Here is a 22,703-nt window from a genome sequence, read left to right as displayed (position 1 = left end):
ATATAACAAATATTTCAAATAAAGTCACAAAAAGGCAAAGGCAAGTGAACCCTTCGCTTCTTGGTGTTCTTATTCATGGGGAGAGATGCAGCTTCATCCCATCATGCGTAGCTTCAAATCCCAACTTTTCGTAAAAACGGCGTGCTTCTGGCCTCTGTTTGTCTGTTGTCAGCTGAATCATATGACAGCCGCGGTCACTTGCGTGTTGAATAGCCTTTTTTATCAACATCGTGCCAATTCCTTTTCCTCTATGAGTCGAGGCCGTACGAACTCCTTCTATTGAAGCTCTCCATCCTCCTTGATGTGTAAGAAATGGCGTCATGGTTAATTGGAGAACACCTACAGCTTCTTCCTGATCACACGCAACAATGAGTTCAATATTTGGATCAGCATCTATTGAATGAAAGGCTTCGATATAGCTTTCTAACAATGGTTGCGTGTAACGCTCTCTTTTTTGACCTAACATATCATCCGCGAGCATGAAGACGATTTTATCGAGATCATCCAGCTTGGCTTCTCTGAACGTCAGTTGACTGAACCCCATTGAACACACCTCCTATGAAATGAAGTGGAACTTATTGACCAAAATACCATTGATGCGCGTTCTTATATAAGATGTGGTCAGCTGCTTTTTCCTCAAATAGCTGTTGAATCAACTCAACATCACCGTATTCAAATGGGCGCTTTGCCCTTGTCGATGGAAGGTCTGTACCAAACATCAGTGCATCAGGATTCGTTTGATAAATTGATGTCAATGCATGTTCAACGTTTAAATCGACTCGTCCAAAACCAGTTGCTTTTACCCGAACTCCTTTATCAACCAGCTTGAGCAAATGCGGCAAGCCTTCTTCCGATAAGCCTAAATGATCAATCGAAACGGCCGGCAGCTGTTCAAGCGTAGATGAGATGTCAGGGAGATGCTTAGCGTCTATGTAGAGCTCACTATGCCATCCCGCCAGCTCATACACCCTTCTCGCAAAATAATCGAGCTTCGAAATATCCTCCGAACCGCCCCGCTTCACATTAAAACGTAATGCCTTTACCCCATGTTGACCCAAATGAACAATTTCATCATCAGTTGCTGTAAAAGGTAATTGAGTCACACCGCAAAAAGCTGAGCCCAGTTCATCTAGCGCTTTCAACAAATAGCCTTGATCAAAGCCTTGAAATGACCCTGAGACGATTGCTCCACCTAAAATCCCAAAATCAGCCGTCTCTCTCCTATAATCATTCACCACATAACTAGGCGGTGTATATCCTTGGTTTTCTTGAATGGGAAAATCAAAATCAATGATATGAAAATGTGCATCAAAGATCCTCATGCGCGCGCCCCTCTTCTGCTTATTTGATCTGATTATATCAATAGCGAAAGCCAAGAGATATTTGAAATGACGAATCACTTCATATCATGAAAACTTATCAAGTTTTCCATTCCTCTCGTAAAATGGCATAGTAAAATTCATCCCACCACTCATTTCCTTGTGGTATACACTTTTTAAAATACCCTTCTCTTCTCATCCCCATTTTCTCCATCACTCTCCACGATGGCACATTTTCAGGCTGACAAGTTGCAATGATTCGATGTAAATTCATTGTGTGAAAGCCATAATGTAGTACAGCATAAGCCGCTTCTGATGCATAGCCTTTGTTTTGATATGCAGGATTGAAGACCCACCCAATTTCATATGTGTGCTCACCAAAGTACGGATGAAACGCGATATGCCCAATGCATGTATGATCTTCTTTTAATAGGACAGCGACATACTTAGCATTTTCATGACGATTATTTTTGATAAATTCCTTCGCATCTTCTTTAGAAAATACATCTTCCGGAATATACTTCATCACTGCCGGATCAGATGTATATGCATAAACATCCTGCCAATCATCATCAGTAAATGGTCGAATGAGACACCTTTCTGTCGTTAGATTCATAGGACAACCTCCATAAATAATCTTCTTTTAAACAGAAAACTTTCTATACTCATATTTTATACGTATCCAAAAGGAAGTGACCAGTCATTATTTATTAAATAAAAAGCACAAAAAAAAGCACCAGCAGGATGCTGATGCTTTTAATATATGGTTTGTCTGTAACAAACCTTTGTAAAACGTCCATACAATATAAAATTGATTAACGTTTTGAGAACTGAGGAGCTCTACGTGCGCCTTTAAGACCGTATTTCTTACGCTCTTTCATACGAGGGTCACGAGTAAGAAGTCCAGCACGTTTAAGTGATGTACGGTACTCAGGATCTACTTCTAGAAGAGCACGAGAGATACCGTGACGAATTGCTCCAGCTTGACCAGAGAATCCACCACCGTGAACAGTTACAAGAACATCGTAGCTGTTAGCTGTTTCTGTGATGTTCAAAGGTTGTTTCACGTCTTCGATTAAAGCAGCGAATGGAATGTATTCAGTAATTTCACGATTATTAACGACGATACGGCCTTCACCTGGAACTAAGCGAACGCGCGCTACAGAACTTTTACGACGACCTGTACCGTAATATTGAACCTGTGCCAAATTGTTAACCTCCCTTATAATTAACCGCGAAGTTCGTAAACTTCAGGTTGTTGTGCTTGATGTGGATGCTCAGAACCACGGTACACATTTAATTTTTTGAACATTTGACGGCCTAATGGACCCTTTGGAAGCATACCTTTGATAGCAAGCTCCAACATTTTTTCAGGGTAGTTTGTACGCATCTCAAGAGCAGTTCTTTGTTTCAAACCACCTGGGTGCATTGTGTGACGGTAGTAAATTTTGTCCGTCAATTTCTTACCTGTTAATTCGATTTTCTCAGCATTGATGATGATGACATGATCACCTGTATCAACGTGTGGTGTATAAGTTGGTTTGTGCTTACCGCGCAAAAGTGATGCTACTTCAGTAGATAGACGACCTAGAGTCTTGCCTGCCGCATCAACAACTAGCCATTTGCGCTCAATTGTGCTTGCGTTCGCCATTGGTGTTGTACGCATGAGTTTCCCTCCTAAATAAATCAATAATTTTTCCTTGAATCAAATGCTACGTTCTATTTCAAAACACAAGATAAGTCTTCCGGGGCTTATTTGTGGGGTTGAAATACATACCATATGATATCTTATAACTTTCTGCTTCCTGTGTCAAGAACATGTTACACCTGGTTTAGTTGTCATAGAAAACTTCCCATAAATACAGTCCGTGACTAGGCGCAGTCTTGCCTGCCGCTTCGCGATTTCGGGCGGCAAGCATGGCTTTTATCTCATCAGGGTGTAATTTACCAGATCCGACTTCAAGTAACGTTCCAGCGATAATTCGCACCATGTTGTATAAAAAGCCATTTCCTCTCACGCGCATTTCAAGCCCGTCTGAGACGTTTTTCCACTCGAGGGTGTAAATCTCCCTCACCTTGTCCTGAACCTCTGTATTGGCTGCACAAAAGCTTGTGAAATCGTGTGTGCCAATAAGGTGTCCAGCAGCTTCTCTCATTTTGTCTGCATCCAACCGGTAAGGAAAGTGGCAGGCATACTGTCTCGTGAACACATTTTGGTGCGTTTCCGTTGAGACCTTATAACGGTACTCCTTCGAAACGACACTAAAACGTGCATGAAACGACTCATCCACTTCCTCAGCCTTTAGAACCGTGATGTCATCCGGCAGGAGACTATTGAGGGCAAAAGGCCATCTTTCCATCGGAATCGAGAGCGGCGTGTCGAAATGAATGACCTGCCCCTTCGCATGGACGCCGCTGTCCGTCCGACCAGAAGCCACAATCGGAACCAGTTCATCCTGTTTGTGCATTTTTGCAAGAGCAGACTCGATCTCCGTCTGAACTGTCCGCTGCCCAGGCTGCACCTGATAGCCTTTAAAATGTGTCCCATCATAGGATACGGTACATTTGACCTTCATCTAGGAATCACCTAATTTCTCAGAAGTACAAGGAGTGCTGTTAACAGGATGAACAGGAGCAGCGTGAACGTGTCTTTCATGCCCCAGACAAGCTGACGGTATTTCGTCCGTCCTTCCCCTCCGCGATAGCCTCTCGCTTCCATAGCAGTCGCTAGTTCCTCTGCACGCTTAAATGCACTGACGAAAAGCGGGACAAGTAAGGGAACGATGGCTTTCATGCGATCTTTAAGAGGTCCGCTTGTAAAATCAACACCTCTTGCCATTTGTGCCTTCATGATTTTGTCAGTCTCTTCTAGTAAGGTTGGAATAAATCGAAGAGAGATGGACATCATGAGAGCAAGCTCATGAACGGGCAGTTTGATTCTACGGAATGGGTGAAGCAGCTTTTCCATACCGTCTGTCACTTCTATAGGCGTTGTGGTTAACGTCAGAAGTGTCGTCATCATGATGAGATAGACAAAACGGAGTGAAATGAAAATCCCCTGCTTTAGACCTTCTTCATAAATATTTAAAAAACCAAAGTGAAATAGCAAGGCGCCATCCTTTGTCATGAAGATATGCAGAATGAAGGTAAACAGGACAATCCATAGGATCGGCTTCATTCCCTTGAGAATAAAGTATAGCGGCACCTGAGAAACCATCACCACAAGGAGGGTAAAGACACCTAAAAGCCCGTAAGTGATGTAATTATTAGCAAAAAAGACAATAAAGACAAAAAAGAAAATTGATAACAGCTTTGTCCTTGGATCAAGACGATGGACAAAGGATGAACCTGGCACATATTTGCCGATAATCATACTATCCATCATGATGTCGTGTCCTCCTGATAAAGAGCTGTTAAGGCTTCTGCCATTTCATCCATGGTCAGAAGCGGCCTTGGAAACGTAATACCCAGCTTTTCTTCTACAGTCTGCTGGAATTTAATCGTTTCTGGGAGGTCGAGACCAAACGAAGACATGTCTGTACGATTGGCAAACAATTCTCTCGGCGTACCTGTCGCCTTTACCGTTCCTTTATGCATCACAATCATTTGATCCGCATAATGAGCGGCGTCCTCCATACTGTGTGTAACCAGAATCGTGGTAAGGTTTGCCTTTTGATGAAGCTCATAGAACATGTCCATGATTTCCTTCCGTCCGCGTGGATCTAACCCTGCAGTCGGCTCATCCAGCACAAGCACTTCTGGCTCCATCGCTAGAACACCTGCAATCGCCACACGTCTCATTTGACCGCCGCTTAGTTCAAAGGGAGATCGAGATAATAGGGATTCAGGAAGACCGACTAGCTTCAGCATTTCCTTCGCCTTTGCTTCTGCCTTTTCCTGAGGAACACCGAAATTCATCGGACCAAAGCAGATATCCTTAAGGATCGTTTCTTCAAAGAGCTGATGCTCAGGAAACTGAAACACGATGCCTACTTTTTTCCGGAGGGACTTTAAATCCTTCTGCTTTTTATTGGCTTGTAAGACGGTATCTCCAAGCGCAATGCTCCCCTTCGTTGGTTTGAGCAAGCCATTTAAATGCTGCAGCAATGTAGACTTGCCAGAGCCCGTATGACCAATGACAGCGACATAGCTACCCTCTTGGATGGAAGCATTGACATCATACAAAGCGAGACGCTCAAACGGCGTTTTCATTTGATAACGATGCTCTAATTCTTTGATCGTAATGTCCATAGCTCTTTCACCAATCCTTCTTGTGTCAAATGGGCATTTGCAAGCGGTACACCTTGCTGCTTCAATTGTTTGCTCAACCGATAGGAGAATGGCAGATCAAGTCCAATCTGAACCAGCTGTTCGTCTAGTTCAAATACTTCCTCTGGGGTTCCCTCGGCAAATTTTTTCCCGCCATTCATGACAATGACCCGGTCTGCCTTGGCGGCCTCGTCTAAATCATGTGTGATGGAAATGACTGTGACCGTTCCTTGTTCCTTCAGTAGTCTAACAGTCTCTAACACTTCTTCACGGCCAATCGGATCAAGCATCGATGTTGCTTCATCTAAGATCATGATGTCAGGGCTTGCGGCAAGTACACCTGCAATGGCGACTCTCTGCTTTTGCCCGCCTGATAGATGGTGCGGCTCTTGATCAAGAAACTCCTGCATATTGACCTGTTTGACAGCCCAATCTACACGTTCTATCATCAATTCCCGCTCAATCCCGTTATTTTCTAAACCAAAAGCCACATCATCACGAACCGTTGAGCCAACGAATTGGTTATCTGGGTTTTGAAAGACCATTCCGACCTTTTTGCGAATATCCCAGACACTCTCTTCTTTCAGCTCAATCTCTCCAACCTTGACCGTTCCAGCATCCGGTAAAATGAGCCCATTCAGTACACGGGCAAGTGTGGATTTACCTGAACCGTTATGACCAACAATGGCGAGCCATTCATTTTGATTCACATGCAATGACACTTGATCTAAAGCGGGCTTGTCCGCATCCTTGTGATAACGAAATACAATGTCCTTTACGTCAACTAATGTCTTCCCCATCTCTACCGGACCTCCTCTCAGCTCAACCTCTTCTTTGCTTATTGTTAAAAAGCCGTAGTATCTAAAAAAGGGCATAGATCCAGTTATGAACTGTCCCGCCCTTTCTTAGATACACGCTATGTGATTAAACTAATTCAATGACAGCCATTGGTGCGCCATCGCCGCGACGAGGTCCAAGCTTCATGATACGAGTGTATCCACCTTGGCGATCTTCGTAGCGAGTTGCAACGTCAGCGAATAATTTTTGAAGTGCATCTTGGTTTGTTTCAGCGTTAGCTACTTCATTACGAATGTAAGCTGCAGCTTGACGGCGAGCATGAAGATCTCCGCGTTTGCCAAGAGTGATCATTTTTTCAACTACAGAGCGAAGTTCTTTCGCACGTGTTTCAGTTGTTTCGATGCGTTCGTTGATGATCAAATCAGTCGTTAGGTCACGAAGCATTGCTTTACGTTGTGCACTAGTGCGTCCTAGCTTTCTGTATGCCATGTGATGTCCCCTCCTTAGTTAGAGAATGCTGTATGAATAAAAAACACACGAAAATCCTAGTTCACAATGAAACTAGTCAATCGTCTTTACGAAGACCCAGTCCAAGTTCTTCTAGTTTCGCTTTCACTTCTTCAAGAGATTTACGTCCAAGGTTACGAACTTTCATCATATCCTCTTCTGTCTTGTTAGCAAGCTCTTGAACAGTGTTAATACCCGCACGCTTCAAACAGTTGTAAGAACGAACAGAAAGATCAAGCTCTTCAATTGTCATTTCAAGCACTTTTTCTTTTTGGTCTTCTTCTTTCTCAACCATGATTTCAGCATGCTGAGCTTCGTCAGTTAACCCAACGAAAATATTCAGGTGTTCAGTTAAAATCTTAGAACCTAGAGCGATCGCTTCTTTCGGTCCTGTGCTTCCATCAGTCCATACATCTAGTGTTAATTTATCATAGTTTGTGATTTGCCCGACACGGGTGTTCTCCACTTGATAAGTCACACGAGATACAGGTGTATAGATTGAGTCGATCGGAATCACACCGATTGGCTGATCGTCTCTTTTGTTTGCATCAGCAGGATTATACCCGCGACCTCTTTGTGCAGTTAAGCGAACACGGAAGCTCGCATTCTTGCCAAGAGTTGCGATGTGAAGATCTGGATTTAAGATTTCAATATCGCTGTCGTGTGTAATATCAGCAGCTGTTACAGTACCTTCATCTTGTACATCAATTTCAAGCGTCTTCTCTTCTTCAGAGTAGATTTTGAGTGCAAGCTTTTTAATGTTTAAGATAATCGTTGTAACATCTTCAACCACGCCTTCGATCGTTGAGAATTCGTGTAAGACACCATCTATCTGGATCGATGTTACAGCTGCACCAGGAAGTGAGGATAAAAGGATACGACGAAGGGAGTTCCCTAAAGTGGTACCATATCCACGCTCAAGTGGCTCTACGACAAACTTGCCATACTTGGCATCGTCGCTGATTTCAACCGTTTCGATTTTTGGTTTTTCAATTTCGATCATCTAATAAAACCCTCCTTCAAAACGTCGAAACCTCGAATAGAATCATATGAGATTCCATCCGAAATTCCTCATTGTTTAGTCCCGTATGTGCTCAGGCAACGAGTCGTGTATTCGTCTCATAAATAACTGTATCATAACCCATTATTGACAGGGACACAAAATCTATACAAACAAATTACACGCGGCGACGTTTTGGTGGACGGCATCCGTTATGAGGAACTGGAGTTACGTCTCTGATTGCAGTAACTTCAAGACCTGCAGCTTGAAGCGCACGAATTGCAGCTTCACGACCAGAACCAGGACCTTTAACAGTTACTTCAAGTGTTTTAAGACCATGTTCGATAGAACCTTTAGCCGCAGTTTCAGCAGCCATTTGTGCAGCGAAAGGAGTAGATTTACGAGAACCTCTGAATCCTAATGCACCAGCACTTGACCAAGAAATTGCGTTTCCATGAACATCAGTAATCGTTACAATCGTGTTGTTGAAAGTGGAACGGATATGAGCGATTCCAGCTTCAATATTCTTTTTCACGCGACGTTTACGCGTATTTTGTTTACGAGCAGCAGCCATTCTTTAACTACCTCCTTTACTTATTTTTTCTTGTTAGCTACAGTACGACGCGGACCTTTACGAGTACGCGCGTTGTTTTTTGTGTTTTGTCCACGAACAGGAAGTCCTCTACGATGACGGATTCCGCGGTAGCTTCCGATTTCAATTAGACGCTTAATGTTAAGTGAAACTTCACGACGAAGGTCACCTTCTACTTTAAGTTTGTCAATGATATCACGGATTTTACCAAGTTCGTCTTCAGTTAGATCGCGAACGCGAGTGTCTTCAGAAACACCTGCTTCTTTAAGGACTTGTTGCGCAGTCGTACGACCAATTCCAAAAACATATGTTAAAGAAATGACAACACGTTTATCACGTGGAATATCTACACCAGCAATACGAGCCATGATTTGGGCACCTCCTTGTTATTAGCCTTGTTTTTGTTTATGTTTTGGGTTTTCACAGATCACCATTACTTTTCCTTTTCTGCGAATCACTTTACATTTTTCACAGATAGGTTTAACAGATGGTCTCACTTTCATGTGTTTCCAACCTCCTTCTTCCGGAGTTGCTTTATTTGTAACGGTACGTAATTCTACCACGAGTTAAGTCATATGGAGATAATTCTACCGTAACTTTGTCTCCAGGTAAAATGCGAATGAAGTGCATACGGATTTTTCCTGATACATGAGCCAAAACTGTATGACCATTCTCTAGTTCAACTTTGAACATTGCATTTGGCAAAGTTTCTGCTACAGTACCTTCCACTTCAATTACATCGTCTTTCGCCATTCAAGTGTTCTCCCTTCTTCAAATCAGTAACTTGCTCTCTGACAAATGTCCAAATGAGATCATCTCAATTGTCCATCTATCACCCGACCTGTTTTGAATATACTGTTCTGAACTTCCGGAGATACGCAACCATAAAAGGTTATATGATTGATATTTTTTCTTAGGAGAATGAAATTTACGCTTTTCTCCGTCTGCGATTAGTACATGGCAGCCACCGAACATGCCGATGACACCTGTATACTGATCTTGTTCTTTCCTTTGGACTATACAGACAACCTGCCCGATTTGGGCCTGAAAGGCTTCAGTGAAGACCTAAATCTTAGTCAGTATATCAAAACCTGTATCTGTAATCGCAATCGTATGCTCAAAGTGAGCACACTTTTTCCCATCAACCGTTACAACCGTCCAGTTATCAGCCAATGTTTTCACATATCGGCTGCCTGCGTTCACCATCGGTTCGATGGCCAACACCATTCCAAGTTTTAGCCGCGGGCCTTTGTTGGGCGGACCATAATGAGGAATTTGAGGGTCCTCATGAAGATCCTGTCCGACCCCATGTCCAACATATTCTCTAACAACTGAGAAATTCTCGTTTTCTACATACGTTTGTATGGCATGGGAAATGTTCGACAGACGTTCGCCTGGCTTTGCTTCCTGTAAGCCTTTATATAGAGATTCCTCTGTGACTTCCAGTAGTCTGCGGTCTTCATCACTGATTACCCCAACTGGATAAGTCCAAGCAGAGTCACCATGATAGCCATTTAACTTTGCGCCAATATCGATACTAATGATGTCGCCATCACGTAAAACCCGTTTACCAGGAATACCGTGAACGAGTTCTTCATTCACCGAAACGCAAATGCTCCCGCGAAAACCATTATACCCTTTAAAAGATGGGATTGCACCCTGCTTTGTAATAAAACGTTCGGCAATTTGATCCAATTCTTTTGTCGAAATACCTGGTTTTATGTGTTTCTTCAGCTCTTCATGAGTCAGTGCGACAATGCGTCCAGCTTCTCTCATAATCTCAAGCTCGCGAGGAGTTTTACAGATAATCATTTATTTAATCCCCCAAGCAGGTTCTTGATATCTGCATATACATCGTTAATGTGCTTCGCACCATCAATGTTTGCAAGATATCCTTTTTCTGAATAGAAGTTCAGTAAAGGTTCAGTCTGCTTTAAGTTTACTTCAAGTCTAGTCGAAACGGTTTCTGCATTATCATCTGCACGTTGATAAAGCTCGCCTCCACACTTATCGCAAACATTTTCTTTCGCAGGTGGATTGAATACTAAATGATATGTCGCTCCGCAATTTTTGCAAATTCTTCGGCCAGTCAGACGCTCCATCAAAGCATCTTTATCGACTTTAATATTAATGACATAATCAATCGTTCTGCCAAGGTCCTTTAGAATTTCTTCTAAAGCTTCAGCCTGAGCGACTGTTCGCGGAAATCCGTCCAGAAGAAAACCTTGTTCACAATCATTTTTGCCAAGTCTTTCTCTAACAATACCGATTGTGACCTCATCAGGAACAAGCTCTCCTTTATCGATAAAGGATTTTGCTTCGAGCCCAAGTTGTGTCTCCTCTTTCATAGCAGCGCGGAACATATCTCCTGTTGAGATATGAGGGATCCCATAATCATCAACAATTCGTTCTGCCTGAGTGCCTTTACCAGCACCCGGAAGCCCCATTAAGACTAAGTTCATTTCGGATTTCCCCTTCCTTACTTAGAGAGGTTGGGCAGAAGCCCAGCCCTCTGTTTTATTTCATAAATCCACGGTAGTTTCGTTTCACTAATTGGCTTTCAAGCTGTTTCATTGTTTCAAGTGCAACACCTACAACAATGAGAAGACTTGTGCCGCCAATTTGTGCAGCGGAAGGTAATCCAGCGAATTGAATGAAAAAGATAGGAAGTATTGAAATCACGGCTAAGAAAATGGCGCCCACAAACGTGAGTCGGTACAAAATGCTCGTAATTCTATCTTGAGTCATTTTCCCTGGACGAACTCCCGGGATATAGCCACCCTGCTTTTGCAGATTTTCAGCCATTTGTTCAGGATTCACTTGGACAAAGGCATAAAAATATGTGAAAGCAACAATCAGTGCTACATAAATCGTCATACCGATTGGCTTAGTATAGTCAAAGTTGTTGGTTATCCAAGTTGTCACATTATTGGTTCCGAAGAACGATGCAACCGTCTGCGGAGTAATAATGAAAGAAACGGCAAAGATGACTGGAATCACCCCTGCTGGATTCACTTTCAATGGAAGGTGCGTTGCTTGACTAGCAGACATTTGTGCACGGCCAGTTCCTTTTGAATATTGAATCGCAATCTTTCTCACTGCCATTTGAATGTAAATAACACCGATAACAATGACAAGGATAGCAATAACAATAAGGGCTATTTTCAGGATTTGCATGAACAGCTGTCCATCTCCACCCACAAATTGCTGAGCGTACACTTGTTTTAATGTTTGAGGGATACCTGCGATGATACCGGCAAAGATAATAATCGAAATACCGTTACCAACACCGTGAGCAGTAATCTGCTCTCCTAGCCACATTAAAAATGCTGTTCCCGCAGTGAGTACGACCGCAATTAAGAGGTACGTTGAAACACCTGGGTTTTCAATCAGCATGCCTCCTGCCATATTGTTGAATCCATATGACATTCCTAACGCCTGGATAAAACCTAGAACAATTGTAAAATACCTTGTGAATTGTGCTAATTTTCGGCGGCCAACCTCTCCTTGCTTTGACCACTCAGTGAACTTCGGAACAACATCCATCTGCAAGAGCTGAATGATGATCGAAGCAGTGATATACGGCATAATCCCCATTGCAAGAATGGAGAATTGGAAAAGTGCCCCGCCCCCAAACGTGTTGAGGATCCCGAAAACACTCATTTGATCCTGTGCCTGGAGAACTTCGGCGTTCACATTAGGCACAGGGATGAAAGCACCTATACGAAAGACGATTAACATTAAAAGAGTGAATATAATCTTATTCCGTATATCTTTCACGCGCATAAAATTGGAGATTGTCTTAAACAAGTTAGATCACCTCGGCTGTACCGCCAGCAGCTTCAATAGCTTCTTTCGCAGAAGCAGAGAATTTATTGGCTTTTACAGTTAATTTTTTTTCTAATTTACCGTTGCCAAGAATTTTTACTCCTGCTTTTAACTTGCTTATTGCACCAGTCTCTAGAAGAAGTTCAGGAGTTACTTCCGTTCCTTCGTCAAAACTGTTTAATCTGTCTAAGTTGATAACCGCGTAATCTTTACGGTTGATGTTTGTAAAACCACGTTTTGGAAGACGTTGGAATAAAGGCATTTGACCACCTTCGAAACCAGGGCGTACACCGCCGCCAGAACGAGCGTTTTGACCTTTATGACCTTTACCAGAAGTTTTACCGTTACCTGATCCAATACCACGACCAACACGGTTGCGTACTTTACGTGAACCTTCTGAAGGCTTCAATTCATGAAGTTTCATTTGGGCACCTCCTTATCGATTAAAAATGTTTTATTGTTCTTTAACAGAAACTAAATGAGACACCTTGTTAATCATGCCGCGGATCGCTGCATTGTCTTCATGTACGACTGTTTGGTTTGTTTTCTTAAGACCAAGAGTACGAACAGTGACACGCTGATCTTCTGGGCGACCGATTACACTGCGTTTGAGGGTAATTTCTAATTTATTTGCCATTAATGTTCCCTCCTTATCCTAACAGGTCTTCTACAGATTTTCCACGAAGCTTCGCAACGTCTTCAGCACGTTTAAGTTCACTTAAACCCTGAAGTGTTGCGCGGATCATGTTGATCGGTGTATTAGAACCTAGAGATTTAGAAAGGATATCAGCTAGACCAGCAAGCTCAAGAACCGCACGCACTGGGCCTCCAGCGATAACTCCTGTACCTTCTGAAGCAGGCTTCAATAGAACGTTTCCTGCACCGAATCGACCGATGATTTCATGTGGAATTGTAGTTCCAACCATTGGTACTTCAATTAAATTCTTTTTCGCATCTTCAACAGCTTTGCGGATCGCTTCTGGTACTTCTTGTGCTTTACCAGTACCGAAACCTACATGACCGTTTTTGTCACCGACAACAACTAAAGCTGCAAAACGGAAACGACGTCCACCTTTAACAACTTTCGCTACGCGGTTAACCGTAACTAAGCGTTCTTCTAACTCTAATTTGCTTTGGTCAATACGACTCATTCGGATGTGTCCCTCCTTCTTTTATTAAAATTTAAGTCCAGCCTCACGAGCAGCTTCAGCTAGAGCTTTTACACGTCCATGATATAAGTATCCTCCGCGGTCAAATACCACGTTAGAGATTCCTTTTTCAACAGCACGTTTTGCAACAAGTTCGCCAACTTTAGTAGCAGCTGCAGCGTCAGAACTATTCTCGATCTTTAACTCTTTATCAAGAGTAGAAGCACTTACAAGTGTTACACCGTTAACATCATCAATTACTTGAGCGTAGATGTTCTTGTTAGAACGGAAAACGTTAAGGCGAGGTCTTTCAGCAGTACCTGAAAGTTTCGCACGAACACGAGCGTGTCTTTTAAGACGAGTAGCGTTTTTGCTAGTTTTCGTAATCATCCGAGTCACTCCTTTCTTCACATTAAGCGATCTTACTTACCAGTTTTTCCTTCTTTACGGCGAACGAATTCACCTTCGTAACGAATTCCTTTACCTTTGTAAGGCTCTGGAGAACGGACAGCGCGGATGTTAGAAGCTAGAGCTCCCACACGCTCTTTATCGATACCTTTAATGACTACTTTCGTTTGAGATGGAACTTCGACTTCAACTCCAGCCTCAGGAACGATTTCAACTGGATGAGAGTATCCAACGTTAAGAACAAGTTTGTTTCCAGATTTAGCTGCACGGTAACCGACACCGATAAGTTCTAAACCTCTTTCGAAACCTTTAGATACACCTTCAACCATGTTTGCAATTAAGCTACGTGTTGTACCATGTAAAGCACGGTGTTCTTTATGATCAGACGGACGGCTTACAGTTAAGACGCTGTCCTCAATTTTAATTTCCATATCAGGGTGAAATGTACGAGTTAGTTCACCTTTTGGTCCCTTTACTGTCACTGTGTTATCGTTGTTTGTCACAGTAACTCCTGAAGGGATCTCGATTAGTTTTTTACCTATACGAGACATACCAAGCACCTCCATTCATCTTAAACTTTTTTTACCATACGTAAGCAAGTACTTCTCCACCAGCTTGTTTAGCACGGGCTTCTTTGTCCGATAAAACACCTTGTGATGTAGAAATAATTGCGATTCCAAGTCCGTTAAGTACACGTGGTACTTCATTTGATTTCGCATATACACGTAAACCAGGTTTACTGATTCTTTTTAGACCAGTGATAACACGCTCGTTGTTTTGGCCATATTTAAGGAACATACGGATAATTCCTTGTTTGCTGTCTTCAACATATTCAACGTCACGGATAAAACCTTCACGCTTTAAGATTTCAGCAATTTCTCTTTTGATTTTTGAAGCCGGTACTTCTAGCTTCTCATGACGTACCATGTTCGCATTGCGAATACGAGTCAGCAAATCTGCAATCGGATCTGTCATAACCATTATTTAATAACCTCCTTCCCATTTATGGGGATTACCAGCTGGCTTTTTTAACGCCAGGAATTTGTCCTTTATATGCAAGTTCGCGGAAACAAATACGGCAAAGTTTAAACTTGCGAATTACTGAATGTGGACGTCCACAACGTTCGCAGCGCGTATACTCTTGAACTTTAAACTTTTGTTTGCGTTGTTGTTTCGCAATCATAGACTTTTTAGCCACGATTTCGCCTCCCTTTCATTGATTATTTCTGGAACGGCATACCTACTTGAGTTAATAACTCACGTGCTTCTTCGTCCGTATTGGCAGTCGTAACGATAACGATATCCATACCGCGGACTTTTGTTACTTTATCGTAATCAATTTCTGGGAAGATTAACTGTTCTTTAATACCAAGCGTGTAGTTTCCACGACCGTCGAAAGATTTCTTAGAAATCCCGCGGAAGTCACGTACACGTGGTAAAGATACAGAAATAAGTTTATCAAGGAAATCGTACATGCGCTCTCCGCGAAGTGTTACTTTCGCACCGATTGGCATTCCTTCACGTAGACGGAATCCAGCAATAGACTTCTTCGCACGAGTAACGACAGGTTTTTGACCAGCGATAAACGTTAATTCTTCAACAGCAGTATCGATTGCTTTAGCGTTTTGAACAGCGTCACCAACACCCATGTTGATCACGATTTTTTCGATTTTTGGCACTTGCATTACTGATTTGTATTCAAACTTAGAAACTAATGCAGGTGTAATTTCTTTTACATACTTTTCTTTAAGGCGGTTCATGAGAAAGACCTCCCTTCCTTATTTACTATTTATCTAGAACTTGCCCAGATTTTTTCGCTACACGGACTTTCTTTCCGTCCTCAACTTTATACCCAACACGTGTCACTTCACCCGTTTTAGGATCAAGCGGCATTACGTTTGATACGTGGATCGGCGCTTCTTGTTCAGAAATTCCGCCCTGAGGGTTAGCTTGGGTTGGTTTAGAGTGTTTTTTCACAAGGTTAATACCTTCTACTAAAACACGGTCATTCTTAGGGAAAGCAGCAAGGATGACTCCTTGTTTACCTTTATCTTTACCAGAGATAACCACTACTTTATCGCCCTTTTTAACATGCATTTAATCGCACCTCCTTGAGTCGCGGATTGTATTCATTAAAGTACTTCTGGTGCTAGAGAAACAATTTTCATATAGTTGTTTTCACGAAGTTCACGTGCTACTGGTCCGAAGATACGAGTTCCACGCGGGCTCTTGTCGTCACGGATAATGACACATGCATTTTCATCGAAACTGATGTAAGATCCATCGTTTCTGCGAGCTCCGCTCTTTGTACGAACGATAACTGCTTTCACAACTTCACCTTTTTTGACAACGCCTCCTGGTGTTGCTTGTTTAACCGTACAAACAATGACATCACCGATGTTAGCCGTCTTACGTCCAGAGCCACCAAGAACTTTAATCGTTAGTACTTCGCGTGCGCCAGAGTTGTCAGCTACTTTTAAACGAGTCTCCTGTTGAATCATTAATGTTACCTCCTTTCGGAAAAAGAAATCCGAACTTTATTAGATAATAACGGCTTCTTCGACAACTTCAACTAGACGAAAGCGTTTAGTCGCAGATAAAGGACGAGTTTCCATGACCTTTACGATGTCTCCGATTTTTGCTTGGTTGTTTTCATCATGTGCTTTGAACTTCTTAGAGTATCTTACACGTTTGCCATAAAGTGAATGTTTTTTGTATGTTTCAACTACAACAGTGATGGTTTTATCCATTTTGTCAGAAACAACACGACCTTGATACACTTTACGTTGGTTACGTTCGCTCATGTTTGCGGGGCCTCCCCTCTAATTATTATTTATTAGCAGCGATTTCTCTTTGACGAATCACAGTTTTCATGCGTGCGATTGATTTACGCACTTCACGAATGCGAGCAGTGTTTTCAAGCTGCCCAGTCGCTAATTGGAAACGAAGATTGAAAAGTTCTTCTTTAAGAGACTTTACTTTTTGTTCAATTTCAGCAGTGGTAAGGTCACGAATTTCATTAGCTTTCATTTGATTCACCACCAATTTCTTCACGTTTTACGAACTTCGTTTTAATTGGCAATTTGTGAGATGCAAGACGAAGAGCTTCACGAGCAACTTCTTCAGACACACCAGAAATTTCAAATAAAACTTTGCCCGGTTTTACTACAGCTACCCATCCTTCTGGAGCACCTTTACCGGAACCCATGCGGACTTCTAGAGGTTTAGCTGTGTATGGCTTAGAAGGGAAAATTTTAATCCAAACTTTACCGCCACGTTTCATGTAACGAGTCATAGCAATACGAGCAGCTTCGATTTGACGGTTTGTGATCCAAGAAGCTTCAAGAGCTTGGATACCGTACTCACCGAAATGTACTTCAGTGCCACCTTTTGCACGACCACGCATTTTCCCACGATGTTCTCTGCGATACTTCACGCGTTTTGGCAATAACATATTATTTTCCTCCTTCCGCAGTATTCTTCTTAGTTGGAAGGACTTCTCCACGATAGATCCATACTTTTACGCCAAGCTTACCATAAGTAGTGTCAGCTTCAGCAGTAGCATAGTCGATGTCAGCACGAAGTGTGTGCAACGGAACAGTACCTTCACTGTAATATTCAGAACGAGCAATATCTGCACCGCCAAGACGACCAGAAACCATTGTTTTGATTCCTTGTGCTCCAGCACGCATTGTGCGTTGGATTGTTTGTTTTTGTGCACGACGGAATGAAATACGATTTTCAAGTTGACGAGCGATGTTTTCAGCAACTAGCTGAGCATCAAGATCTGCTCTCTTGATTTCAAGAATGTTGATGTGTACACGTTTGCCAGTTAGGCTGTTAAGAGCTTTACGAAGTGCTTCAACTTCAGATCCGCCTTTACCAATTACCATACCTGGTTTAGCCGTGTGGATTGTGATATTTACGCGGTTTGCAGCACGTTCGATTTCTACTTTAGAAACAGACGCGTCAGACAAACGCTTGCTGATGAATTCACGGATTTTCAAGTCTTCATGTAAGAAGTCAGCGTAATCTTTTCCTGCGAACCATTTAGATTCCCAATCACGAATGACGCCAATACGAAGACCTACTGGATTTACCTTTTGACCCACGGATTATCCCTCCTTCTTTTCTGATACAACGATTGTAATGTGGCTAGTACGTTTGTTAATTGCGCTCGCACGACCCATAGCACGTGGACGGAATCTCTTAAGTGTTGGACCTTCGTCAACGAATGCTTGAGTAATCACTAGGCTGTTAGCGTCCAACTCGTAGTTGTGCTCAGCGTTTGCGATAGCAGATTTTAATACTTTTTCAATAATTGGTGAAGCAGCCTTAGGTGTAAGGTTTAAGATAGAAACTGCTTCTCCTACTTGCTTACCTCGGATCAGGTCCATTACTAGACGTGCTTTACGAGGAGCAATACGGACTGTTCTTGCGACAGCTTTAGCTTGCATTTAAAAGCCTCCTCTCATTAGCGTCTTGTTTTTTTATCGTCACTAGCATGACCTTTGTAAGTACGGCTTGGTGCGAATTCGCCCAATTTGTGACCTACCATATCTTCAGAAATGAAAACAGGTACATGTTTGCGTCCGTCATAGACAGCGATTGTGTGACCGATGAATTGTGGGAAAATTGTAGAACGACGAGACCAAGTTTTTACGACTTGCTTTTTGTCAGTTTCATTCAATTTCTCGACTTTAGCCATCAAATGATCATCAACAAATGGTCCTTTTTTTAAGCTGCGAGCCATTGTGGAACCTCCCTTCGTGATTGAACTACGGCCCTAAATGAACCGTAGACAACCCCGTTACTTGTTTTTACGACGACGTACAATGAATTTATCAGACTTGTTGGTTTTCTTACGAGTCTTGAATCCAAGAGTCGGTTTACCCCATGGAGACATTGGTGATTTACGTCCGATTGGAGCGCGTCCTTCACCACCACCGTGTGGGTGATCGTTAGGGTTCATTACAGAACCACGAACTGTTGGGCGTACGCCTTTCCAGCGAGAACGTCCAGCTTTACCGATGTTAATTAATTCGTGTTGCTCGTTTCCAACTTGACCGATAGTCGCACGGCAAGCAGAAAGAATCATGCGAACTTCTCCTGAGTTCAAACGTACAAGAACGTATTTACCTTCTTTACCAAGAACTTGAGCAGAAGTACCAGCAGAACGAACTAATTGTCCACCTTTACCTGGTTTTAATTCAATGTTATGCACAACTGTACCAACTGGGATGTTGATAAGTGGAAGAGCATTACCTGGTTTGATGTCAGCTTCTGGTCCAGAAGTAACTTCAGTACCAACTTGGATTCCTTTCGGAGCAAGAATGTAACGTTTCTCACCATCTGCATAGTTTACAAGAGCGATGTTCGCTGAACGGTTTGGATCATACTCGATTGTAGCAACGCGTCCAGGTATACCGTCTTTATCACGCTTAAAGTCGATGATACGGTATTGACGTTTATGACCGCCACCTTGATGACGAACAGTCAATCTACCTTGGTTGTTACGTCCGCCTTTTCTGTGAAGCGGTGCAAGCAACGATTTTTCTGGTTTGTCAGTCGTGATTTCAGCAAAATCTGAAGTAGTCATGCCACGACGACCATTACTGGTTGGTTTATACTTTTTAATCGCCATTTTGAATTTCCCTCCTTCTTTTTAAGATTTACGCTTCAAAAATTTCGATTTCTTTGCTGTCAGCAGTTAATTTCACGATCGCTTTTCTGCGACGGCTAGTCATACCAGTGTAGCGTCCAACGCGTTTAGATTTCCCTTTGTAGTTTTGAACGTTGACTTTCTCAACTTTCACTCCAAAGATTTCTTCAACAGCGTCTTTCACTTCTGTTTTGTTAGCTCTGACATCAACTTCGAACGTGTACTTCTTCTCTGTCATTAGATCAGCAGAACGTTCAGTAATGATAGGGCGCTTTAGAACATCACGAGGATCTTTCATTATGCAAGTCCCTCCTCTACTTTTTCAACCGCTGCTTTAGTGATCAGAAGTTTGTCGTGGTTGACAACGTCAAGAACGTTGATACCGTTAGCTTCAACAACTGTTACTCCAGGGATGTTACGAGCAGACAAAGCAACTGTTTCGTTTGCATCCGCAGTGACGATCAACGCTTTCTTCTCAACAGATAATCCTTTAAGGATGCCTGCGAATTCTTTCGTTTTCACTGCATCAAGAGTCAAATCTTCAAGAACGATGATGTTGTTGTCGATTACTTTAGAAGACAATACTGACTTGATAGCCAAGCGGCGAACTTTTTTAGGTAATTTATATGAATAACTGCGTGGTGTTGGACCGAATACGATACCGCCTCCGCGCCATTGTGGTGAACGAATAGAACCTTGACGAGCACGACCTGTACCCTTCTGTCTCCAAGGCTTACGACCTCCGCCACGTACTTCAGAACGAGTTTTTACTTTATGAGTTCCTTGACGTAAGGAAGCTCTTTGCATAAGAATAGCATCGAATACTACGCTTTCGTTTGGCTCGATTCCAAACACAGAAGCGTTTAATTCGATTTCACCGTTAGTAGAACCGTTTTGGTTAAATAATGCTACTTTTGGCATGACTTGTTTCCTCCTTTCCTAAGAGAGTTATTTAGATTTAACTGCACTCTTTACAGTTACTAGAGATTTTTTAGCTCCTGGTACATTTCCTTTGATCAATAGTAGATTGCGTTCTGCATCAACTTTAACGATCTCAAGGTTTTGGACAGTGATTTGCTCTCCGCCCATACGACCTGGAAGAAGTTTACCTTTGAATACTCGGTTTGGATCAACAGGTCCCATTGAACCAGGACGACGGTGGTAACGTGAACCGTGAGTCATTGGTCCGCGTGATTGTCCGTGGCGCTTGATAGCCCCTTGGAATCCTTTACCTTTTGATGTTCCTGTTACATCTACGATATCTCCATTTGCGAAAATATCAACTTTGACTTCCTGACCAACTTCATACGCATCTAACTCCGCACCGCGTAATTCTTTTACGAAGCGCTTAGGAGCAGTTTCCGCTTTAGCAACGTGGCCCTTCTCTGGTTTGTTAGAAAGCTTTTCACGTTTGTCGTCAAAACCGATTTGGATTGCTTCATAGCCATCCGTGTCAGTAGTCTTCTTTTGAAGAACAACGTTAGCAGCAGCCTCAACAACAGTTACAGGGATAAGATCACCGTTTTCTGCGAATACTTGCGTCATACCAATTTTTCTACCTAAGATTCCTTTGGTCATTAGTCACACCTCCTATAATATGTGTTTTCTATTTGAATTAAAGTTTGATTTCGATATCTACACCAGATGGTAAATCTAAACGCATAAGTGCATCAACTGTTTGTGGAGTTGGATTCACGATGTCGATTAGACGTTTGTGAGTACGCATCTCAAATTGCTCACGAGAATCTTTGTACTTATGCACCGCACGAAGGATTGTGTAAACTGATTTTTCAGTTGGAAGCGGGATTGGACCAGATACACTAGCACCAGAACGCTTAGCCGTTTCAACAATCTTCTCAGCAGATTGATCAAGAATTCTATGATCATATGCTTTTAAACGAATACGAATTTTTTGTTTTGCCATTATTTTCCCTCCTTTTCGCCTACTTACGTTAGACAGTTCTCCGTGAGAAAAACCTGATCACCTTGCCATGGCAAAGCGGCCGGGTGTGTCAGCAACCTCTCACTTCATCGCAGTCAAAGACCAACATGCACTATTGTACCAAATTGGCCTGCGTGTTGCAATAATAAATCGGATAAATTTATGATTTGCACACTTTTCATATTATACAGGGGTTCAGCCTATAAATCAAGCTTTCCCTGAAGATGATGTACAGCAGTCTTTTTTATGGTACGGATAAATTCTTCTGGTTCTTCTAGATGCGGGGAATGTGCAGATTCTTTAAAGGTGAACCATTCTTTGATTGGTGCTGTTAATTGGTCAACATATGGTTTTGATACAGCAGCTGGTGTAATCATGTCATATGCGCCAATGATAAAGTAGCAAGGTATTAATATAGTAGAAACTCGGTATTCAATGCTCTCATTCATCAATTCATCCCATAGCATGTCCTGACTAAACTTCTGTCCTTTAAGGAACTTCCACTTATCTTTCAGCTGATATTCCTTACTAAAAAGAAATCCGCGCAGCATTTGAATAAGCGGCCTCCACCTATGTGTGAGACCTACGCTGCCGAGCTCTTTATATAGAGAGAACAGAGCATGAGCTGATATTCGTTTCCACGGAGGAGGCGTCAGTAATCGCAGGCACCAAGTAAACAACCGATTCCGATGGTATTTCTCCAAAAGGAGCTCGTACGACATAATATCTTCTTTTAATACATCTACTACCTGACTAATTCCATAATAAGCATGATATAGATCTGGACGCTTATGTACTGCTTGTATGGCGATTAGTGATCCCCATGAATATCCTGCGATGTACAATTTTGATTGACCTAGATATGAAAGGACTTTCTCTGTCAGTTCAATCGTATCTTCAATAAATTGCTGAATGGTCATGGAAGTATCGGGGAGATTCTTTTGATAGGAAAGTCCCGCGCCTCGCTGATCCCAATGAACTACTGTAAAATCTTGATTAAGTTCCTCATGAAACGAGTCGATATAGCTGATTTGAGCGGAGCCGGGCCCACCGTGTAAAAATAAAAGAACAGGTTTCGCTTCATTTGTGTGATCTTCTTTGATCATAATCCATTGGTCAACCCCGCCGATTAACCATTTCTTCAAATATATCTTCGCCATTCCAGTGATCCTCTCGGTTCCAATTAGATTCTATAGCTTATAGTAGCCGTTCTGATCTGGAAAAGCAAAA

40 protein-coding genes and 1 pseudogene are annotated in these 22,703 nt (G+C 42.4%); all 41 read right to left on the bottom strand.

The window, feature by feature from the left end; translation table 11 throughout:
- Nucleotides 1-73: 73 nt before the first annotated feature.
- The 41 genes and pseudogenes from ACP7A0_RS17910 to ACP7A0_RS17710 all read right to left on the bottom strand — a co-directional run bounded on the left by ACP7A0_RS17910 (nucleotide 74) and on the right by ACP7A0_RS17710 (nucleotide 22,633).
- On the bottom strand, nucleotides 74-544 hold the full coding sequence (locus ACP7A0_RS17910; RefSeq protein WP_106039700.1) for a GNAT family N-acetyltransferase: 471 nt from the start codon (nucleotides 542-544) through the stop codon (nucleotides 74-76).
- 31 nt (nucleotides 545-575) lie between these two features.
- Entirely contained in the window at nucleotides 576-1,322 is a 747-nt protein-coding gene (locus tag ACP7A0_RS17905) for an amidohydrolase family protein (RefSeq protein WP_106039699.1), read from the bottom strand.
- Between the two features lie 97 nt (nucleotides 1,323-1,419).
- Nucleotides 1,420-1,935, bottom strand: a complete 516-nt coding sequence (locus ACP7A0_RS17900; RefSeq protein ID WP_106031901.1) for a GNAT family N-acetyltransferase — start codon at nucleotides 1,933-1,935, stop codon at nucleotides 1,420-1,422.
- Between the two features lie 199 nt (nucleotides 1,936-2,134).
- Entirely contained in the window at nucleotides 2,135-2,527 is a 393-nt protein-coding gene (rpsI, locus tag ACP7A0_RS17895) for a 30S ribosomal protein S9 (RefSeq protein ID WP_003217273.1), read from the bottom strand.
- Between the two features lie 20 nt (nucleotides 2,528-2,547).
- Nucleotides 2,548-2,985, bottom strand: a complete 438-nt coding sequence (gene rplM / locus ACP7A0_RS17890; protein ID WP_003217042.1) for a 50S ribosomal protein L13 — start codon at nucleotides 2,983-2,985, stop codon at nucleotides 2,548-2,550.
- Between the two features lie 166 nt (nucleotides 2,986-3,151).
- Nucleotides 3,152-3,895, bottom strand: a complete 744-nt coding sequence (gene truA, locus ACP7A0_RS17885) for a tRNA pseudouridine(38-40) synthase TruA (protein ID WP_106061949.1) — start codon at nucleotides 3,893-3,895, stop codon at nucleotides 3,152-3,154.
- Between the two features lie 11 nt (nucleotides 3,896-3,906).
- On the bottom strand, nucleotides 3,907-4,704 hold the full coding sequence (locus tag ACP7A0_RS17880; RefSeq protein ID WP_106039697.1) for an energy-coupling factor transporter transmembrane component T family protein: 798 nt from the start codon (nucleotides 4,702-4,704) through the stop codon (nucleotides 3,907-3,909).
- Nucleotides 4,701-5,570, bottom strand: coding sequence for an energy-coupling factor ABC transporter ATP-binding protein (locus ACP7A0_RS17875; protein WP_044139648.1), 870 nt, complete (start codon nucleotides 5,568-5,570; stop codon nucleotides 4,701-4,703). Before ACP7A0_RS17875 ends, ACP7A0_RS17880 begins: the two co-directional genes overlap by 4 nt.
- Nucleotides 5,546-6,388 (bottom strand): energy-coupling factor ABC transporter ATP-binding protein, encoded by an 843-nt coding sequence (locus tag ACP7A0_RS17870; protein WP_106039696.1) that lies wholly within the window; start codon nucleotides 6,386-6,388, stop codon nucleotides 5,546-5,548. Before ACP7A0_RS17870 ends, ACP7A0_RS17875 begins: the two co-directional genes overlap by 25 nt.
- Nucleotides 6,389-6,512: 124 nt before the next feature.
- Nucleotides 6,513-6,875 carry a 50S ribosomal protein L17 gene (gene rplQ / locus ACP7A0_RS17865; RefSeq protein ID WP_003216944.1) on the bottom strand — a complete coding sequence of 121 codons (363 nt, stop codon included), beginning with the start codon at nucleotides 6,873-6,875 and terminating at the stop codon, nucleotides 6,513-6,515.
- A 76-nt stretch (nucleotides 6,876-6,951) separates the two neighbouring features.
- Nucleotides 6,952-7,896 (bottom strand): DNA-directed RNA polymerase subunit alpha, encoded by a 945-nt coding sequence (locus ACP7A0_RS17860; protein WP_003217009.1) that lies wholly within the window; start codon nucleotides 7,894-7,896, stop codon nucleotides 6,952-6,954.
- Nucleotides 7,897-8,071: 175 nt separating this feature from the next.
- Nucleotides 8,072-8,467, bottom strand: coding sequence for a 30S ribosomal protein S11 (rpsK, locus tag ACP7A0_RS17855; RefSeq protein WP_003217231.1), 396 nt, complete (start codon nucleotides 8,465-8,467; stop codon nucleotides 8,072-8,074).
- Between the two features lie 20 nt (nucleotides 8,468-8,487).
- Entirely contained in the window at nucleotides 8,488-8,853 is a 366-nt protein-coding gene (rpsM, locus tag ACP7A0_RS17850) for a 30S ribosomal protein S13 (RefSeq protein WP_003217023.1), read from the bottom strand.
- Between the two features lie 21 nt (nucleotides 8,854-8,874).
- Nucleotides 8,875-8,988 (bottom strand): 50S ribosomal protein L36, encoded by a 114-nt coding sequence (gene rpmJ / locus ACP7A0_RS17845; protein WP_003156543.1) that lies wholly within the window; start codon nucleotides 8,986-8,988, stop codon nucleotides 8,875-8,877.
- Nucleotides 8,989-9,019: 31 nt separating this feature from the next.
- A complete protein-coding gene (gene infA / locus ACP7A0_RS17840; protein WP_003217190.1) occupies nucleotides 9,020-9,238 on the bottom strand; it encodes a translation initiation factor IF-1 in 219 nt (72 codons plus the stop codon).
- A pseudogene (locus tag ACP7A0_RS17835) lies at nucleotides 9,216-9,523 on the bottom strand (KOW domain-containing RNA-binding protein). Before ACP7A0_RS17835 ends, infA begins: the two are co-directional and overlap by 23 nt.
- A 27-nt stretch (nucleotides 9,524-9,550) precedes the next feature.
- Nucleotides 9,551-10,297: a type I methionyl aminopeptidase gene (map, locus tag ACP7A0_RS17830; protein WP_375566763.1), complete on the bottom strand. Its 747-nt coding sequence runs from the start codon at nucleotides 10,295-10,297 to the stop codon at nucleotides 9,551-9,553.
- A complete protein-coding gene (locus ACP7A0_RS17825; protein ID WP_034665602.1) occupies nucleotides 10,294-10,947 on the bottom strand; it encodes an adenylate kinase in 654 nt (217 codons plus the stop codon). Before ACP7A0_RS17825 ends, map begins: the two co-directional genes overlap by 4 nt.
- A 55-nt stretch (nucleotides 10,948-11,002) precedes the next feature.
- Entirely contained in the window at nucleotides 11,003-12,295 is a 1,293-nt protein-coding gene (secY, locus tag ACP7A0_RS17820) for a preprotein translocase subunit SecY (protein WP_012008710.1), read from the bottom strand.
- A 1-nt stretch (nucleotide 12,296) separates the two neighbouring features.
- Nucleotides 12,297-12,737, bottom strand: a complete 441-nt coding sequence (gene rplO / locus ACP7A0_RS17815; protein ID WP_003216888.1) for a 50S ribosomal protein L15 — start codon at nucleotides 12,735-12,737, stop codon at nucleotides 12,297-12,299.
- A gap of 30 nt (nucleotides 12,738-12,767) precedes the next feature.
- Nucleotides 12,768-12,950, bottom strand: a complete 183-nt coding sequence (gene rpmD / locus ACP7A0_RS17810) for a 50S ribosomal protein L30 (protein WP_003217067.1) — start codon at nucleotides 12,948-12,950, stop codon at nucleotides 12,768-12,770.
- A 13-nt stretch (nucleotides 12,951-12,963) separates the two neighbouring features.
- On the bottom strand, nucleotides 12,964-13,464 hold the full coding sequence (gene rpsE, locus ACP7A0_RS17805) for a 30S ribosomal protein S5 (RefSeq protein WP_003217179.1): 501 nt from the start codon (nucleotides 13,462-13,464) through the stop codon (nucleotides 12,964-12,966).
- A 24-nt stretch (nucleotides 13,465-13,488) separates the two neighbouring features.
- Nucleotides 13,489-13,851: a 50S ribosomal protein L18 gene (rplR, locus tag ACP7A0_RS17800; RefSeq protein WP_003216951.1), complete on the bottom strand. Its 363-nt coding sequence runs from the start codon at nucleotides 13,849-13,851 to the stop codon at nucleotides 13,489-13,491.
- A 32-nt stretch (nucleotides 13,852-13,883) separates the two neighbouring features.
- Entirely contained in the window at nucleotides 13,884-14,420 is a 537-nt protein-coding gene (gene rplF / locus ACP7A0_RS17795) for a 50S ribosomal protein L6 (protein WP_003217186.1), read from the bottom strand.
- Between the two features lie 31 nt (nucleotides 14,421-14,451).
- A complete protein-coding gene (gene rpsH / locus ACP7A0_RS17790) occupies nucleotides 14,452-14,850 on the bottom strand; it encodes a 30S ribosomal protein S8 (protein WP_003217040.1) in 399 nt (132 codons plus the stop codon).
- 31 nt (nucleotides 14,851-14,881) lie between these two features.
- Entirely contained in the window at nucleotides 14,882-15,067 is a 186-nt protein-coding gene (rpsN, locus tag ACP7A0_RS17785; protein WP_008356542.1) for a 30S ribosomal protein S14, read from the bottom strand.
- 22 nt (nucleotides 15,068-15,089) lie between these two features.
- The gene (gene rplE / locus ACP7A0_RS17780; protein ID WP_003217159.1) at nucleotides 15,090-15,629 is read right to left on the bottom strand and encodes a 50S ribosomal protein L5; all 540 of its coding nucleotides are present in this window, start codon (nucleotides 15,627-15,629) and stop codon (nucleotides 15,090-15,092) included.
- Nucleotides 15,630-15,654: 25 nt separating this feature from the next.
- Nucleotides 15,655-15,966, bottom strand: coding sequence for a 50S ribosomal protein L24 (gene rplX, locus ACP7A0_RS17775; RefSeq protein ID WP_003217151.1), 312 nt, complete (start codon nucleotides 15,964-15,966; stop codon nucleotides 15,655-15,657).
- Between the two features lie 35 nt (nucleotides 15,967-16,001).
- Nucleotides 16,002-16,370 (bottom strand): 50S ribosomal protein L14, encoded by a 369-nt coding sequence (gene rplN / locus ACP7A0_RS17770; RefSeq protein WP_003216882.1) that lies wholly within the window; start codon nucleotides 16,368-16,370, stop codon nucleotides 16,002-16,004.
- Nucleotides 16,371-16,409: 39 nt separating this feature from the next.
- Entirely contained in the window at nucleotides 16,410-16,673 is a 264-nt protein-coding gene (gene rpsQ, locus ACP7A0_RS17765; protein WP_003216906.1) for a 30S ribosomal protein S17, read from the bottom strand.
- Between the two features lie 25 nt (nucleotides 16,674-16,698).
- Entirely contained in the window at nucleotides 16,699-16,899 is a 201-nt protein-coding gene (rpmC, locus tag ACP7A0_RS17760; protein ID WP_003217155.1) for a 50S ribosomal protein L29, read from the bottom strand.
- A complete protein-coding gene (gene rplP / locus ACP7A0_RS17755; RefSeq protein WP_003156478.1) occupies nucleotides 16,889-17,323 on the bottom strand; it encodes a 50S ribosomal protein L16 in 435 nt (144 codons plus the stop codon). The genes rpmC and rplP overlap by 11 nt, the downstream gene beginning before the upstream one ends.
- Nucleotide 17,324: 1 nt before the next feature.
- Nucleotides 17,325-17,981, bottom strand: a complete 657-nt coding sequence (gene rpsC / locus ACP7A0_RS17750) for a 30S ribosomal protein S3 (RefSeq protein ID WP_003217241.1) — start codon at nucleotides 17,979-17,981, stop codon at nucleotides 17,325-17,327.
- A 3-nt stretch (nucleotides 17,982-17,984) separates the two neighbouring features.
- Nucleotides 17,985-18,326, bottom strand: a complete 342-nt coding sequence (gene rplV, locus ACP7A0_RS17745) for a 50S ribosomal protein L22 (protein ID WP_007496316.1) — start codon at nucleotides 18,324-18,326, stop codon at nucleotides 17,985-17,987.
- Between the two features lie 17 nt (nucleotides 18,327-18,343).
- On the bottom strand, nucleotides 18,344-18,622 hold the full coding sequence (gene rpsS / locus ACP7A0_RS17740) for a 30S ribosomal protein S19 (protein WP_003216920.1): 279 nt from the start codon (nucleotides 18,620-18,622) through the stop codon (nucleotides 18,344-18,346).
- Between the two features lie 57 nt (nucleotides 18,623-18,679).
- Complete coding sequence (gene rplB / locus ACP7A0_RS17735; protein ID WP_007496314.1) at nucleotides 18,680-19,513, bottom strand: 50S ribosomal protein L2; 834 nt, start codon at nucleotides 19,511-19,513, stop codon at nucleotides 18,680-18,682.
- A gap of 28 nt (nucleotides 19,514-19,541) precedes the next feature.
- Nucleotides 19,542-19,829, bottom strand: coding sequence for a 50S ribosomal protein L23 (rplW, locus tag ACP7A0_RS17730; protein ID WP_003217016.1), 288 nt, complete (start codon nucleotides 19,827-19,829; stop codon nucleotides 19,542-19,544).
- Entirely contained in the window at nucleotides 19,829-20,452 is a 624-nt protein-coding gene (gene rplD / locus ACP7A0_RS17725; protein WP_007496312.1) for a 50S ribosomal protein L4, read from the bottom strand. The genes rplW and rplD overlap by 1 nt, the downstream gene beginning before the upstream one ends.
- Nucleotides 20,453-20,479: 27 nt before the next feature.
- The gene (gene rplC / locus ACP7A0_RS17720) at nucleotides 20,480-21,109 is read right to left on the bottom strand and encodes a 50S ribosomal protein L3 (protein ID WP_012008703.1); all 630 of its coding nucleotides are present in this window, start codon (nucleotides 21,107-21,109) and stop codon (nucleotides 20,480-20,482) included.
- A gap of 37 nt (nucleotides 21,110-21,146) precedes the next feature.
- Nucleotides 21,147-21,455 carry a 30S ribosomal protein S10 gene (gene rpsJ, locus ACP7A0_RS17715; RefSeq protein ID WP_003156464.1) on the bottom strand — a complete coding sequence of 103 codons (309 nt, stop codon included), beginning with the start codon at nucleotides 21,453-21,455 and terminating at the stop codon, nucleotides 21,147-21,149.
- Nucleotides 21,456-21,673: 218 nt separating this feature from the next.
- The gene (locus ACP7A0_RS17710; protein ID WP_106039695.1) at nucleotides 21,674-22,633 is read right to left on the bottom strand and encodes an alpha/beta fold hydrolase; all 960 of its coding nucleotides are present in this window, start codon (nucleotides 22,631-22,633) and stop codon (nucleotides 21,674-21,676) included.
- Between the last annotated feature and the right edge of the window lie 70 nt (nucleotides 22,634-22,703).

Source organism: Bacillus sp. DWP3-1, assembly GCF_049896565.1.
GTDB lineage: Bacteria > Bacillota > Bacilli > Bacillales > Bacillaceae > Bacillus.
This window is presented reverse-complemented; position numbering and strand designations above follow the sequence as displayed.

Excerpts from the sequence above, each read along its gene's own strand:
- rplX (WP_003217151.1), bottom strand. The coding sequence starts at position 15,966 with ATGCATGTTAAAAAGGGCGATAAAGTAGTGGTTATCTCTGGTAAAGAT.
- rpsJ (WP_003156464.1), bottom strand. The coding sequence starts at position 21,455 with ATGGCAAAACAAAAAATTCGTATTCGTTTAAAAGCATATGATCATAGA.
- rplM (WP_003217042.1), bottom strand. The coding sequence starts at position 2,985 with ATGCGTACAACACCAATGGCGAACGCAAGCACAATTGAGCGCAAATGG.
- rplW (WP_003217016.1), bottom strand. The coding sequence starts at position 19,829 with ATGAAAGATCCTCGTGATGTTCTAAAGCGCCCTATCATTACTGAACGT.
- ACP7A0_RS17880 (WP_106039697.1), bottom strand. The coding sequence starts at position 4,704 with ATGATGGATAGTATGATTATCGGCAAATATGTGCCAGGTTCATCCTTT.
- rpmJ (WP_003156543.1), bottom strand. The coding sequence starts at position 8,988 with ATGAAAGTGAGACCATCTGTTAAACCTATCTGTGAAAAATGTAAAGTG.
- rpsM (WP_003217023.1), bottom strand. The coding sequence starts at position 8,853 with ATGGCTCGTATTGCTGGTGTAGATATTCCACGTGATAAACGTGTTGTC.
- ACP7A0_RS17900 (WP_106031901.1), bottom strand. The coding sequence starts at position 1,935 with ATGAATCTAACGACAGAAAGGTGTCTCATTCGACCATTTACTGATGAT.
- rplP (WP_003156478.1), bottom strand. The coding sequence starts at position 17,323 with ATGTTATTGCCAAAACGCGTGAAGTATCGCAGAGAACATCGTGGGAAA.
- rpsS (WP_003216920.1), bottom strand. The coding sequence starts at position 18,622 with ATGGCTCGCAGCTTAAAAAAAGGACCATTTGTTGATGATCATTTGATG.
- ACP7A0_RS17910 (WP_106039700.1), bottom strand. The coding sequence starts at position 544 with ATGGGGTTCAGTCAACTGACGTTCAGAGAAGCCAAGCTGGATGATCTC.
- rpsQ (WP_003216906.1), bottom strand. The coding sequence starts at position 16,673 with ATGAGCGAACGTAACCAACGTAAAGTGTATCAAGGTCGTGTTGTTTCT.
- rplV (WP_007496316.1), bottom strand. The coding sequence starts at position 18,326 with ATGCAAGCTAAAGCTGTCGCAAGAACAGTCCGTATTGCTCCTCGTAAA.
- map (WP_375566763.1), bottom strand. The coding sequence starts at position 10,297 with ATGATTATCTGTAAAACTCCTCGCGAGCTTGAGATTATGAGAGAAGCT.
- rplC (WP_012008703.1), bottom strand. The coding sequence starts at position 21,109 with ATGACCAAAGGAATCTTAGGTAGAAAAATTGGTATGACGCAAGTATTC.
- rplO (WP_003216888.1), bottom strand. The coding sequence starts at position 12,737 with ATGAAACTTCATGAATTGAAGCCTTCAGAAGGTTCACGTAAAGTACGC.
- rplQ (WP_003216944.1), bottom strand. The coding sequence starts at position 6,875 with ATGGCATACAGAAAGCTAGGACGCACTAGTGCACAACGTAAAGCAATG.
- rpsE (WP_003217179.1), bottom strand. The coding sequence starts at position 13,464 with ATGAGTCGTATTGACCAAAGCAAATTAGAGTTAGAAGAACGCTTAGTT.
- rpsH (WP_003217040.1), bottom strand. The coding sequence starts at position 14,850 with ATGGTTATGACAGATCCGATTGCAGATTTGCTGACTCGTATTCGCAAT.
- rplN (WP_003216882.1), bottom strand. The coding sequence starts at position 16,370 with ATGATTCAACAGGAGACTCGTTTAAAAGTAGCTGACAACTCTGGCGCA.
- ACP7A0_RS17825 (WP_034665602.1), bottom strand. The coding sequence starts at position 10,947 with ATGAACTTAGTCTTAATGGGGCTTCCGGGTGCTGGTAAAGGCACTCAG.
- rpmC (WP_003217155.1), bottom strand. The coding sequence starts at position 16,899 with ATGAAAGCTAATGAAATTCGTGACCTTACCACTGCTGAAATTGAACAA.
- rplF (WP_003217186.1), bottom strand. The coding sequence starts at position 14,420 with ATGTCTCGTATAGGTAAAAAACTAATCGAGATCCCTTCAGGAGTTACT.
- infA (WP_003217190.1), bottom strand. The coding sequence starts at position 9,238 with ATGGCGAAAGACGATGTAATTGAAGTGGAAGGTACTGTAGCAGAAACT.
- ACP7A0_RS17875 (WP_044139648.1), bottom strand. The coding sequence starts at position 5,570 with ATGGACATTACGATCAAAGAATTAGAGCATCGTTATCAAATGAAAACG.
- rplB (WP_007496314.1), bottom strand. The coding sequence starts at position 19,513 with ATGGCGATTAAAAAGTATAAACCAACCAGTAATGGTCGTCGTGGCATG.
- rpsK (WP_003217231.1), bottom strand. The coding sequence starts at position 8,467 with ATGGCTGCTGCTCGTAAACAAAATACGCGTAAACGTCGCGTGAAAAAG.
- ACP7A0_RS17860 (WP_003217009.1), bottom strand. The coding sequence starts at position 7,896 with ATGATCGAAATTGAAAAACCAAAAATCGAAACGGTTGAAATCAGCGAC.
- ACP7A0_RS17905 (WP_106039699.1), bottom strand. The coding sequence starts at position 1,322 with ATGAGGATCTTTGATGCACATTTTCATATCATTGATTTTGATTTTCCC.
- ACP7A0_RS17710 (WP_106039695.1), bottom strand. The coding sequence starts at position 22,633 with ATGGCGAAGATATATTTGAAGAAATGGTTAATCGGCGGGGTTGACCAA.
- truA (WP_106061949.1), bottom strand. The coding sequence starts at position 3,895 with ATGAAGGTCAAATGTACCGTATCCTATGATGGGACACATTTTAAAGGC.
- rplE (WP_003217159.1), bottom strand. The coding sequence starts at position 15,629 with ATGAACCGCCTTAAAGAAAAGTATGTAAAAGAAATTACACCTGCATTA.
- rplR (WP_003216951.1), bottom strand. The coding sequence starts at position 13,851 with ATGATTACGAAAACTAGCAAAAACGCTACTCGTCTTAAAAGACACGCT.
- rpmD (WP_003217067.1), bottom strand. The coding sequence starts at position 12,950 with ATGGCAAATAAATTAGAAATTACCCTCAAACGCAGTGTAATCGGTCGC.
- rplD (WP_007496312.1), bottom strand. The coding sequence starts at position 20,452 with ATGCCAAAAGTAGCATTATTTAACCAAAACGGTTCTACTAACGGTGAA.
- ACP7A0_RS17870 (WP_106039696.1), bottom strand. The coding sequence starts at position 6,388 with ATGGGGAAGACATTAGTTGACGTAAAGGACATTGTATTTCGTTATCAC.